Source organism: Gordonia metallireducens (assembly GCF_021245825.1).
Taxonomy (GTDB): domain Bacteria; phylum Actinomycetota; class Actinomycetes; order Mycobacteriales; family Mycobacteriaceae; genus Gordonia; species Gordonia namibiensis.
The window spans coordinates 77,495-89,547 of the sequence record NZ_JAJQJP010000018.1 but is presented as its reverse complement, the minus strand read 5'-3'; the positions used below and the strand labels follow the sequence as shown (position 1 = coordinate 89,547).

The window sequence follows — 12,053 nt, the reverse complement described above, 5'->3', positions numbered from 1 at the left end:
TCACCGACTCAACCGAGGTGGTGACCGGCAAGCCAACAGCGCCCTGCACATGATCGTGGTCGGCCGGATGAAAAACCATCCACCCACCCGCGCCTACGTCGAACGCCGTTCCGCCGAACACAAAACGAAGAAAGACATCATCCGCTGCCTCAAACGCTACGTCGCCCGCGAAGTCTTCAAAGACCTCACCACCGACCTCGGAGCACTGGACAAGCTATAGGACCATCTCGTCGACTTCGATACGCTCCTTCGTCGCTACTCAGCCCGGCGGCTATCGCTCCTCACACCTCAGGGAGCGAGGGGTAGCCGCCGCTATCGCTCCTCACACCTCAGGGAGCGCGCGGTGGCCGACGTCATCGCTCCGGGGAGCGAGGGGTGGCCGACGCGCATCGCTCCCGGGGAGCGAGGTCAGGGCAATCGCCAGTCCACCGGGTCGGCGCCGAGGTCGGCGAGCTCCTCGTTGGCCCGGCTGAACGGGCGCGATCCGAAGAAGCCGCGCGATGCGGACAGCGGTGACGGGTGTGCGGAGACGATGGTCGGGACGTCGGGCAACCATTCCTGCAGCGAGGCGGCGTCCTTGCCCCAGAGGATCGCGACGAGCGGTTCGTCGCGGGCGACGAGTGCCTTGATCGCGCATTCGGTGACGGTTTCCCAGCCCTTCTTGCGGTGCGATGCGGGCTCCCCGGGCGCGACCGTCAGGACGCGGTTCAGCAGCAGCACGCCGTTGTCGGCCCAGGGGGTGAGGTCGCCGTTGCTCGGCATCGGATACCCGAGGTCGGAGCAGTACTCGGTGTAGATGTTGGCCAGTGATCGCGGGATCGGACGTACGTCGGGGGCCACGGAGAAGCTCAGTCCGACAGCATGTCCCGGGGTCGGGTACGGGTCCTGCCCGACGATGAGCACGCGCACGTCGTCGATCGGCCGGGTGAAGGCCCGCAGGATGTGTTGCCCGGCGGGCAGATAGCGGCGTCCCTCGGCGATCTCGTTGCGCAGGAACTGGCCCATCTCGGTGATGATCGGCTCGACCGGGGCGAGGGCCTCGGCCCAGCCGGGGTCGATGATCTCGGCGAGCGGTTTGGTCGGTGCGGTCACTCCGGTCTCCCCATCGGTCCCATCGGTGTGGTCATTCGTGTCAGTCGAGTCGCCGCAGCGACTTGCGGTAGTACTGGGCGTTCTGGAAGTACATCTCGCTGTTGAGGTCGGTGTGGCCTTCGGGGACCTCGTAGTTCTCCCGCAGGCGGGCGGGCACGCCGAGAGCCATGCGGCGCGGCGGCACGTCGAACTTGAACGGGACGACGGCGCCGGCTCCGACGATCGCACCGTTGCCGATCGTCGAACCGTTGAGGACCACCGACCCGGAGGCGATGAGGCAGTCGTCGCCGATGGTGGCGCCCTCGATGTGCGCATTGTGTCCGACGACGCAGCGCGCACCGATCACGGTCGGTTCGAAGACGGTGCAGTGGATGACCGTGCCGTCCTGGATGTTGCTGCGCTCGCCGATGGTGATGGTGCCGTAGTCGCCGCGCAGGACGGCCCCCGGCCACACCGAGACGCCGTCACCGAGGGTGACGGCTCCGATCACCACCGCATCGGGATGGACATAGGTGTCGTTGCCCAGAACGGGCTCGCGGTCGTCGAGTGCGTAGATCGCCATACCGAGACTCTAGCCACGTACCGACAGCGGTCCGAGCCCACCCGCGCCGGTCACACGCTCCAGGCCAGCCGAAACCGTTCGGTGAGTGCCTCGGGGGTGTGGTCCGGGATGTGGATGACCTCGTACCGGCGGACCGCCACGAGCGCGTCGACCGCCGGGTCGCCCAGGATTCCGCGCAGCAGCGGCGACACGTCCATCCGATCGACGACCTCCCCCTGATCGGTGGAGAGCAGCGTTCGCTCCCCGGCTGCACGGGTTCGCGGGTCGACCCCGACCTCGTGCGGCAGGGTGGCCTCCCGCTCGATGCCGGCCGCCGCCGCGCCCAGGATGGCGGCCGTGGCGAAGTACACGTTCGCCGACGGGTCGGTGATCTTCACCTCGACGTTGGCACCCCGCCCGCGAACATCCGATGTATCACCCTGCGCTCCAGTGACACTCGTGCCGTGGGCCGAGTCCTCCCGGACCAGCCGCACCGCCGCTTCGCGGTTCTCCACACCCCAGCAGACGTGCGCACCCGCCCACTGACCGGGCAGCATGCGCAACCCGGACACCACCGACCCGCACAACACTCCCTGCAGTTCCAGGAGCGCATCGACGATGCCGGCGAGTGCGTGCGCACCGTCGGGCGTCATCCCGGCGACGCCGGTTCCGCCGGAGAACAGTGGCCGATCCCCGCGGTGCAGCGAGACATGTTGATGGGCCCCGCATCCCGCTTCGTCGGCGAAGGGTTTCGGCGAGAAGCTTGCGCGCAGACCGTGTTTGCGGGCGATGCGACCGATGATGAGCCGCGTGAGCACGAGCCGATCGGCGGCGGTGACGGGGTCCGCCGGACCGAGCGAGACCTCGAACTGCCATCGCGCATGCTCCGGATGCAACTGTTCGACGGTGATGCCCGCGGCACGGCAGGAGACGAGGACGTCACGCACGAACTCCTCGTACTCCAGCAGTCCGACCGCGCCATACGGGGTCCACGGGGCGGACGGCAGCGGCGATCCGTCCGCGGCGACGAGAACGAACTCGAGTTCGTGACCCACCATGGCGTGCAGCCCGGCGTCGGCCAGTTCGGCGACGACACGTCGCAAGGTGCCACGGGCACACTGCGGCACCGGATCCCCGGTGAGGCCGAAGAACTCACCGGGCGCCCAACTCAGCGTCGCGTCCAGATCCACCCGCGCATCGAGATCGATCCGGATGCGCTGGTCCCCCACCACCCCGACCTCGTCGCTGAACGCGATCCCGGTCTGGTCGATCGCGAAGGCGTGCCACGACGGGCTGGCACCGAGTCCCACCGATGCGAACACCGGCACGCGTTCCGGGGTGACCGTCTTCGCCAGCGTCAGTCCGGCCGGGTTGACGACGGTCGCGAAGAGGATCGACGACGACGTGTCGCCGACGGAATCGGATCGCGAGCCCATGTCCACAGTGTCGTGGAGCGCGGCGGTTCCGGTGGCGGAACCGCGCGGATTCGGCACATCATCCGCGCGGGGCGGCGAACGACTGCCACCCGTGCAAGTCTGGTCCGTCGGGCCCACCGACGCGCCGACCGTCGACCCACACCTCCGGGGTCGATGATGTGGCCGTGCGGACCGATCCGATCACGGTCCACCCGTCGGGCACCGACGCGGCGTCGAAGGCCGCGAGCAGGTGATGATCCTCGCCGCCCGTCAGAACCCATTCGTCCACATCGGCTCCGAGCTCCGTTGCCAGCCGGGCCAGGTCGGGTCGTCGCGGTACCGCTTCGACCTCGACGACCATGGCCACCTCCGCGGCCCGCGACATGGTGATCAGTTCTTCGACGAGACCGTCGGAGATGTCGGTCATCGCATGCGCTCCGGAAGCGGCCGCGACGGGACCCTGGCTCAGGTCGGGCATCGGAACACGATGCAGAGCAACGACTTCGGGCCACTGCGAATCGTCGACGCCTGGCGTCGACAACACCGCCAGCCCGGCAGCGCTCGCGCCCAGGAAACCACTCACGGCGAGCACGTCCCCCGGGCGGGCGCCGCCCAGCGACACCGGCCGTCGACCTTCGAGTGCCCCGACCGCGGTGACGCTCACGACCACCTGCTCCGCCGCCACCAGGTCGCCGCCGAGAACTCGTGCGCCCAGCGCATGTGCGGCGCCGACGACCCCGTCGTTGAGGTCGAGGATGACGCCCACGGGCGTCGCAGCCGGGCAGGCGATCGACACGACCAGTCCCGTCGTCCGGCCACCCATCGCGGCGACGTCGGCCGAACTCTGGACCACCGCCCGCGCCCCGATCTGCTGCGGCGTCGACCAGTCGAACCGGAAATGCCGTCCCTCGACCACGGTGTCGGTGCTGATGACCGCCGAACCGCCGATGTCGAGGACGGCCGCGTCGTCACCCGAACCGATCACGATGTCGTCGGCCGGTCCGGCTGCGGTCGCCGCCGCCGTGAGTGCGGCGATCACGGCCCGCTCGCCGATCTGCCCGACGGAGTCGGATCTGTCGATGCCGACGGGGTCGGATCGGTCTGTGCCGACGTCGTCGGAGGTCACTTGTCGGGTCTCACTCTCGTCGGGTCCGCTTTGAGTCGCGCGTGAGCGGGTTTGTCGGTGACAATGTGTGCCACAGTGTATTGGGCTCACGGCGAACGGTGTTCGCCGCGCAGCGCCCATGGCCGCCGGATTCGACAGCCGCGTCGGCGATGGGGCACAAACGGAGAGGATGTCCGTGGTTCAGGCATACATACTGATCCAGACCGAGGTCGGGAGAGCCGCCCTGGCGGCGGCGACGATCGCCGAGATCTCGGGGGTCGCCTCGTCCGAGGAGGTCAGCGGACCCTATGACGTGATCGTCCGGGTGGATGCCGCCGATGCCACACAGCTCACCGAGAACGTGGTCCCTCAGATCCAGAAGGTCGACGGGATCACCCGCACCCTGACCTGCCCGGTGGTCTCCAACACCCGCTAGTCCGGTTCTGCTGGTCCCGGCGTCGGCCCGGACCTGGATGGCTCCTAATGTGGTGGCGTGACGTCAGCAGGTTCGGATGACACCCCACAGGATCCCGTGGACGACAAGGCGGACGACCCGGTCGCCGGCGCCCCTGCCGGTGATGGTGACGCCGTGGCCACCGAGGACCCCACCGCCGACGAGCGCTACGGCGCCGATTCACGGCTGAGTCCTGCGCTCATCGCGACCCTCGTCGCCATCCCGATCATGGTGATCGCGGGGTTCATCGCGTTCGCCGCGCTGCGCCCCGATGCGGTGAACCCTGTCGAGTCCTATGCGGCTGACGGGAGCGCATCGGCGGACTGCACGCGACTGCTCGAGGCGGTGCCGCAGACCTTCGAGGGATTCGGCGACAAGGAGATCTCCGGGGACCGGGCGACCTGGCCCGCGGACGGGTCCGGCGACGATCTGACGCTCCGCTGCGGGGTGACCCGGCCGGCGGAACTGTCCCCGACGAGCAACCTGCAGGAGATCCACGCCGCGGGCCAGGCCGGTGTGCAGTGGTTCATCACCGACACCGTCGACGGTTCCGGTCAGGCCTACGTGTGCGTCGACCATCGTCCCTACGTCGCGCTGTGGGTTCCGTCGAACGCCGGGAACGGTCCGATCACCGACATCTCGGGTCTGATCGACCAGACCCTCGATCGCGGCCCGCTCGACTTCGGCTGACCTGCCGACGGATTCCGCGGACCGGTTCGACGGCCTCAGTCCCGGTAGATCTCCGGCTTCGCTCTGCGGCCGAGCAGTGAGTTGATGGCGTCGGCGACCGACTGCCCGTCGTGGCACACCTTGTGCACCGCATCCGTGAGCGGCATCGGGACCTGATGCTTCTCGGCGAGCGCGCGCACGGACGAACACGACTTCACTCCCTCGGCGACCTGTCCGTTGGTTGCCGCTTGCGCCTCGGCCATCGTCGCTCCCTCGCCCAACCGGGCACCGAAGGTCCGGTTCCGCGACAGCGGGGACGAACAGGTCGCGACCAGGTCGCCCACACCCGCGAGTCCGGCGAGCGTCTCGATCTCTGCGCCGACGGCAACGCCGAGGCGGATGGTCTCGGCGAGACCGCGGGTGATGATCGTGGCGAGGGTGTTCTGGCCGAACCCGACGCCGCTGGCGATACCGCACGCCAGCGCGATCACGTTCTTCGCCGAGCCACCGATCTCGCAGCCGATCACGTCGGTGTTGGTGTACGGGCGGAAGTAGCGAGTGCTGAAGGCGCTCTGCAGGGTGACCGCGCGGGATTCGTCGGTGCAGGCGATGACCGTCGCGGCGGGCTGCCCTTCGGCGACCTCGTGCGCGAGATTGGGCCCGGTGAGGACGGCGATGCGGTCGTCGGGGACTCCGGTGACCTCGGCGATGACCTCGCTCATCCGCAGCAGCGTGCTGGTCTCGATGCCCTTGGCGAGCGACACCAGAGACGCGTCGGAGCCGATGTGCGGGGTCCACTGTTTGAGGTTCTCCCGCAGGGACTGCGACGGCACCCCGCAGACGACGATGTCGGCGCCGTCCAGGGCCTCGACCGGGTCGCTGGTCGCAGTGAGCTCTCCGGGAAGCGTGATGTCCGACAGATAGTTCGGATTGACGTGTTCGGAGTTGATCGCATCGGCCAGTTCGGGGCGTCGCGCCCAGATGACCGTCTCGGTCCCCGCGTCGACGAGGACCTTCGCCACCGCCGTACCCCAGGAACCAGCACCCATGACCGCCGCGCGCACCGCACTCCTCCTGCCCCGGGTCCGTTTCACCGGACCGAACGACTACCAGCCCACCCTAATGCCACTCCACCGATGACCGACCCGGAATGTCACCCTCGGTCCGGCGGTGGACCATGATGGTCAGCATGGACCACAGCGCCGTCGACATGAGCGTCGACCTCAGCGCCGCCTCGGGTAGCCCCGCGGCCGGCGGGGCGACGGTCGCGGCCGTACTGGCGGTCAAGAGTCTGCATCGTGCGAAGTCGAGGCTGGCGGCCACGCTGGCGACCGCCTTCGGCCACGACGACCCGACGACCCGCAGCTCGCTGGTCCTCGCGATGTTCCTCGACACCGTCGAGGCGTTGCGCGGTGCCGGCGTCTCGAGGGTCGTGGTCGTGAGCCCCGACGACGACGTACTCGCCGCCGCACAGCGCGCGGGTACCCATGGGCTGCCCGAGGTGGTCTCTCCGACCGCGGGCTCGGGGCTCAACGTCGCCTTCGGTCACGGTGCGCGGTGGGCGCGTGAGACGTGGCCCGATTCCACACGGGTCGTGTTCGTCCAGGCCGATCTGCCCGCCGCGACGAGCGGCTCGCTGCGCGAGGTTCTGCACGAGGCACCCGCACACCGCCTCAGTTTCCTCACCGACCGCGACGGGAGCGGCACCGTCCTGCTGCACGGCACCTTCACCCCCGACGACCCCGGAGCATTCGACGACGCACCGCGTTTCGGCCCGGGATCGGCTGCGGCGCACCGGGCCGCCGGGGCCGTCGAACTCGACCCCGCGCACACGCGATGGACCGATCTGCGGACGGACGTCGACACGGCAACCGATCTCGACGCCGCCCGCTCACTCGGTCTCGGCCCCCACACCGCCGACGCTCTGCATCGTCTGTGACGGTTGCTCTGCGACGCATCTGACGTGCGCGATTCAGCCTGTCGCACCATGCCGATTCGGACATCGTGCCACCGGCGCCGAGGTTCCGGCCTTCGACCCATGCCAAGCGCGGTGACTTTGGGCCATGATTGACGGGTGAGCCCTGCCGACGAGACCTCATCGACCACCACGACGGTCACGACCACCCCGATCCCCAACGCACCGCCGGCCGCAACCCTCGTCCCCGACGAGTCCGCGGATCTGCCCGAGGACCGGTACCTGAACCGCGAATTAAGTTGGCTCGACTTCAACTCCCGTGTGCTGGCCCTCGCGGAGGACACCTCGCTGCCGTTGCTCGAGCGCGCGAAGTTCCTCGCCATCTTCGCCTCCAACCTCGACGAGTTCTTCATGGTGCGGGTCGCCGGCCTGAAGCGTCGCGACGAGACGGGTCTGTCGGTCCGGTCCGCCGACGGGTTGTCCCCGCGCGAACAGTTGATGCGCATCGCCGGGCGCACACAGAGCATCGCCGACCGCCATGCCCGCGTCTTCCTCGACTCGGTCCGGCCGGCGTTGGCCGCCAACGACATCTACGTCGTCTCCTGGTCGCAGTTGACCGACGAGCAGCGCGCCCGCATGGTCGATTACTTCCAGGACGAGGTCTTCCCCGTGCTGACGCCGCTGGCCGTCGACCCGGCTCACCCGTTCCCCTACATCAGCGGCCTGTCGTTGAACCTCGCGGTGACCGTCAAGGACATCACCGAGAGCGGCGAGCACTTCGCGCGGGTGAAGGTCCCCGACAATGTGAACCGCTTCATCCGGGTCGATCAGCTGGTGCCCTACCGCGGCACCGACGACGGGCGCCCCAAACAGGCGGTGTTCCTCCCGATGGAGCACCTCATCGCCGCCAACCTGGGCACCCTGTTCCCGGGTATGGAAGTCGTTGAGCATCACGCCTTCCGGATCACCCGCAATGCCGACTTCGAGGTCGAAGAGGACCGCGACGAGGACCTCCTGCAGGCACTCGAGCGGGAACTCGCCCGACGCCGGTTCGGTTCGCCGGTGCGACTCGAGGTGGCCGACGACATGAGCGAGCACATGCTCGAATTGTTGCTGCGCGAACTCGACGTGAACCCGGCCGACGTGATCCAGGTGCCCGGTTTGCTCGATCTGTCTTCGCTTTTCGAGCTCTACGACCTCGACCGGCCGCATCTGAAGGACCGCCCGTTCGTGCCGGGCACGCATCCGGCGTTCGGCGAGCGGGAGACGCCCAAGAGCGTCTTCTCGACGCTGCGCGAGGGCGACGTCCTCGTGCACCATCCCTACGATTCGTTCTCGACGAGCGTGCAGCGGTTCATCGAGCAGGCCGCGGCCGACCCCCAGGTCCTCGCGATCAAGCAGACGCTGTACCGCACCTCGGGCGACTCCCCGATCGTCAACGCGCTCATCGACGCCGCCGAGGCCGGCAAGCAGGTCGTGGCGCTGGTGGAGATCAAGGCCCGCTTCGACGAGCAGGCCAACATCAAGTGGGCCCGCCAGCTCGAGCAGGCGGGAGTGCACGTCGTCTACGGACTCGTGGGTCTCAAAACGCACTGCAAGACATGTCTGGTGGTGCGGCGCGAGGGCTCGACGATCAAGCGGTACTGCCACATCGGCACCGGCAACTACAACCCGAAGACCGCGCGGTTGTACGAGGACGTGGGCCTGCTGACTGCCGCTCCCGACATCGGTGCGGACCTGACCGACCTGTTCAACACGCTGACCGGTTACTCCCGCAAGAAGGAGTACCGGAACATCCTCGTTGCCCCCCAGGGCATCCGGGCGGGGATCATCAAGCGCATCCACCGCGAGATCGAGTTGTTCCGCGCGGGCGACGACCGTGCCCGCGTGCAGCTGAAGGCGAACGCACTGGTCGACGAGCAGGTGATCGACGCGCTGTATCGTGCGTCGCAGAACGGGGTTCCGGTCGACGTGGTGGTCCGCGGCATCAGTGCGCTGCGCCCGGGGATGGAAGGTGTCAGCGACAACATCCACGTCCGGTCGATCCTCGGCCAGTTCCTCGAGCACTCCCGGATTCTGCATTTCGGTGCCCAGAACGAGTATTGGATCGGCAGCGCCGACATGATGCACCGCAATCTCGATCGCCGCGTCGAGGTGATGGTGAACGTGCGCGACAAACGCCTCGCCGGCGAGCTCGGCGACATCTTCGCCTCGGCGCTCGACCCCCGTACCCGTTGCTGGGTCCTGCAGACCGACGGCAGCTGGGTGGCCTCCCCCGCCGCCGGTGAAGAGGTCCGCGATCACCAACGGCAGATGATGCGCCGCAATCGTCGTCGGCCGGAGACCAATTCGTGACCGGCCGGCCTGGGCGCTCCTTCCAGATGGTGATCACCGATGGGTAAGAACTCGCCGAAGAACGTGTGGGCCGCGGGCGCCGTGGTCTGGCGTCCGGGGACATCGGGCTCGACGGCGACGGAGGACGTGGAGATCGCCGTCGTCCACCGGCCGCGCTACGACGACTGGACGATCCCCAAGGGCAAGGGTGAGTCGGGCGAGACCCTCGTCGACACCGCGGTCCGCGAGATCGCCGAGGAGACCGGACAACACGTCGTCCTCGGGCGGCACCTGGGCGATGTCCACTACGACGTCGACGCGGGCCGCAAGCACGTGCGCTACTGGTCGGCGCGCGGCAGCGACGCCGGTTTCACCCCGGACGACGAAGTCGACGAACTGCGCTGGCTCACGGTCGAGAAGGCGCGCGAGACGCTGAGCCACGAGCTGGATCGTCAGGTACTGCGGGAGTTCACGCGGCTGCCGGCCGATCTGCACACGCTGCTTCTGGTGCGTCATGCCAAGGCGGGTCGACGTTCTCAGTACAAGGGTGACGACCGCCTCCGCCCACTCGACGCCGTGGGCCGCACGCAGGCGGCGGCCCTCGTCCCGCTCCTGCTGGCCTTCGGTGCCCGACGGGTCCACGCCGCGGATCGGGTGCGCTGTGAGCAGACGCTCGAACCTCTCCGGGCCCGCCTCGAGGTCGAGGTGCGGAGCGAACCGGACCTCTCCGAAGAGGCCTATCGCGCCAATCCGGCGGCGGCACAACGCCGCATCAGGGAGCTGGCCGCGGAGACGCCGGACCCATCGGCCGTCTGCAGCCAGGGGAAGGTGATCCCACCGCTCATGGAATGGTGGGCCGAGCGGGACGGGATCTCGCTGCCGAAGGCGTCCAACCGCAAGGGCAGCGTATGGGTCTGCTCGCTACACGACGGTCGGCTCGTGGCGGCCGATCACATCGCGAGTCCTCTGCCCCCGGAGTGAACACCGGGCGCTGAGTACCCCCGGACACAGATCAACCCCTGGCGGGGAAGTCACCAGGGGTTGATCTGAGAGGTTTGCCCTGACCGGGCCGGCTTTCAGCGACGCGTCGACTTCTTGGCCGGAGCCTTCTTCGCCGCAGTCTTCTTTGCCGGAGCCTTCTTTGCGGCAGTCTTCTTCGCAGGAGCAGCCTTCTTGGCCGCGGTGGTCTTCTTTGCCGCGGTCGTCGTCTTCTTGGCTGCGGTGGTCTTCTTCGCCGGCGTGGTCTTCTTGGCTGCGGTGGTCTTCTTCGCCGCCGTGGTCTTCTTCGCCGGGGTGGCCTTCTTGGCTGCGGTCTTCTTCGCCGGGGTGGCCTTCTTGGCCGCGGTCTTCTTCGCCGGAGCAGCCTTCTTGGCCGCGGTGGTTCCGCTGCCGCGCTTCACAGCCGGACCGTTGGCGGCAAGCTTCTGCTTACCGGCCACGACGGCCTTGAACTGAGCGCCCGGACGGAACGCGGGAACCGAAGTAGCACGGACCTTCACGGTTTCACCGGTGCGCGGGTTGCGCGCGACGCGCGGTGCGCGCTTCCGCTTCTCGAAGACGCCGAAGCCGGTGATCGTCACGCTCTCGCCCTTGTTGACCGCGCGAACGATCGTGTCGACGACGAGCTCGACGGCTTCAGTCGCAGTCTTGCGATCCGCGTCGAGCTTCTTGGTCAGCTCATCAATGAGCTCCGCCTTGTTCATGAGTACCTCCGCAAGCTGATCTGGCCGATTTTCGGCCAGCTACCAACACACGGTAAACGTCGAATTTGAAAACGTCCATCTTCCACGCCAATTAAGACGCCGTGTTGCGAAATCGCATGTCAGCTCACAAGGTCTCCGCTTCGGCGGGACCCGGCCGTCCGCGCGGCCGAAAAGGGGTCTCGGGTCAGTCCGCGAGGGTCCTCGGTTTGAACGACGGTCGCTTCGATTCGTACTCGGAAATCGCGTCTACCTGGCGCAACGTCAATCCGATGTCGTCGAGACCCTCCATCAGACGCCACCGCGTGTAGTCATCAATTGCCAACGGCACCACGAGGTCTCCGGCGGTGACGGTCTTATCGACAAGGCTCACTGTGATTTCCATCCCGGGATTCTCCTCGAGACGCTTCCACAGCAGCTCGACGTCGGCCTGCTCGACCTGGGCGGCGACGAGACCCGCCTTGCCCGCGTTCCCGCGGAAGATGTCGGCGAAACGAGACGAGATCACCACGCGGAACCCGAAATCGGACAGTGCCCACACGGCGTGCTCGCGCGAGGAGCCGGTGCCGAAGTCCGGACCGGCGACGAGCACCGAGCCGTTGCTCCACGGCTCGTTGTTGAGGATGAAGTCCGGATCCGTGCGCCATCCGGCGAACAGGCCGTCCTCAAAGCCCGTGCGGGTCACGCGCTTCAGGTACTCGGCCGGGATGATCTGGTCGGTGTCGACGTTGCTGCGGCGCAGCGGGACGCCAATGCCCGTGTGTTCGGTGAACGGCTGCATTTCAAAGCCCCTGTTCGGAAGTTGTCTGGAATGTGGTCTGGGGGTTA

At 67.9% G+C, this 12,053-nt stretch carries 12 protein-coding genes and 1 pseudogene; 6 read left to right on the top strand and 7 right to left on the bottom strand.

The features are described 5' to 3' along the window. Window positions 1-220, top strand: a pseudogene (locus LQD00_RS06380) (IS110 family transposase); the annotation flags it as partial. A gap of 188 nt (window positions 221-408) precedes the next feature. Here the strand turns inward: LQD00_RS06380 and LQD00_RS06375 are convergent. Genes LQD00_RS06375 through LQD00_RS06360 form a run of 4 tightly spaced genes read right to left on the bottom strand, consistent with a single transcriptional unit; the run spans window position 409 to window position 4,174 of the window. Continuing rightward, window positions 409-1,092 carry a uracil-DNA glycosylase gene (locus LQD00_RS06375; RefSeq protein WP_006865730.1) on the bottom strand — a complete coding sequence of 228 codons (684 nt, stop codon included), beginning with the start codon at window positions 1,090-1,092 and terminating at the stop codon, window positions 409-411. A 40-nt stretch (window positions 1,093-1,132) separates the two neighbouring features. Then, window positions 1,133-1,654, bottom strand: coding sequence for a gamma carbonic anhydrase family protein (locus tag LQD00_RS06370; RefSeq protein ID WP_232716158.1), 522 nt, complete (start codon window positions 1,652-1,654; stop codon window positions 1,133-1,135). A gap of 50 nt (window positions 1,655-1,704) precedes the next feature. Next, on the bottom strand, window positions 1,705-3,069 hold the full coding sequence (locus LQD00_RS06365) for a type I glutamate--ammonia ligase (protein ID WP_232716156.1): 1,365 nt from the start codon (window positions 3,067-3,069) through the stop codon (window positions 1,705-1,707). A gap of 58 nt (window positions 3,070-3,127) precedes the next feature. Continuing rightward, the gene (locus tag LQD00_RS06360) at window positions 3,128-4,174 is read right to left on the bottom strand and encodes a thiamine-phosphate kinase (RefSeq protein ID WP_232716155.1); all 1,047 of its coding nucleotides are present in this window, start codon (window positions 4,172-4,174) and stop codon (window positions 3,128-3,130) included. Window positions 4,175-4,343: 169 nt separating this feature from the next. Here LQD00_RS06360 and LQD00_RS06355 point away from each other — a divergent pair, with 169 nt between their 5' ends. Beyond that, entirely contained in the window at window positions 4,344-4,589 is a 246-nt protein-coding gene (locus LQD00_RS06355; protein WP_006865726.1) for an Lrp/AsnC ligand binding domain-containing protein, read from the top strand. A 57-nt stretch (window positions 4,590-4,646) separates the two neighbouring features. Next, a complete protein-coding gene (locus tag LQD00_RS06350) occupies window positions 4,647-5,297 on the top strand; it encodes a DUF3515 domain-containing protein (RefSeq protein ID WP_232716154.1) in 651 nt (216 codons plus the stop codon). A gap of 35 nt (window positions 5,298-5,332) precedes the next feature. Here LQD00_RS06350 and LQD00_RS06345 read toward each other — a convergent pair whose 3' ends face one another. Further along, window positions 5,333-6,340, bottom strand: a complete 1,008-nt coding sequence (locus LQD00_RS06345) for an NAD(P)H-dependent glycerol-3-phosphate dehydrogenase (RefSeq protein ID WP_232716153.1) — start codon at window positions 6,338-6,340, stop codon at window positions 5,333-5,335. Between the two features lie 125 nt (window positions 6,341-6,465). On the opposite strand from LQD00_RS06345, the gene cofC reads away from it, so the two are divergent. The 3 genes from cofC (at window position 6,466) to LQD00_RS06330 (ending at window position 10,506) form a co-directional block, all read left to right on the top strand. Further along, window positions 6,466-7,215, top strand: a complete 750-nt coding sequence (cofC, locus tag LQD00_RS06340; RefSeq protein ID WP_232716152.1) for a 2-phospho-L-lactate guanylyltransferase — start codon at window positions 6,466-6,468, stop codon at window positions 7,213-7,215. A 135-nt stretch (window positions 7,216-7,350) separates the two neighbouring features. Further along, window positions 7,351-9,546 carry an RNA degradosome polyphosphate kinase gene (locus LQD00_RS06335; RefSeq protein WP_232716151.1) on the top strand — a complete coding sequence of 732 codons (2,196 nt, stop codon included), beginning with the start codon at window positions 7,351-7,353 and terminating at the stop codon, window positions 9,544-9,546. A 39-nt stretch (window positions 9,547-9,585) separates the two neighbouring features. Beyond that, window positions 9,586-10,506, top strand: coding sequence for an NUDIX hydrolase (locus LQD00_RS06330; RefSeq protein ID WP_232716150.1), 921 nt, complete (start codon window positions 9,586-9,588; stop codon window positions 10,504-10,506). Between the two features lie 95 nt (window positions 10,507-10,601). Here LQD00_RS06330 and LQD00_RS06325 read toward each other — a convergent pair whose 3' ends face one another. Further along, complete coding sequence (locus LQD00_RS06325; RefSeq protein ID WP_232716149.1) at window positions 10,602-11,228, bottom strand: HU family DNA-binding protein; 627 nt, start codon at window positions 11,226-11,228, stop codon at window positions 10,602-10,604. 184 nt (window positions 11,229-11,412) lie between these two features. Further along, window positions 11,413-12,006: a 3-isopropylmalate dehydratase small subunit gene (gene leuD / locus LQD00_RS06320; protein WP_232716148.1), complete on the bottom strand. Its 594-nt coding sequence runs from the start codon at window positions 12,004-12,006 to the stop codon at window positions 11,413-11,415. Between the last annotated feature and the right edge of the window lie 47 nt (window positions 12,007-12,053).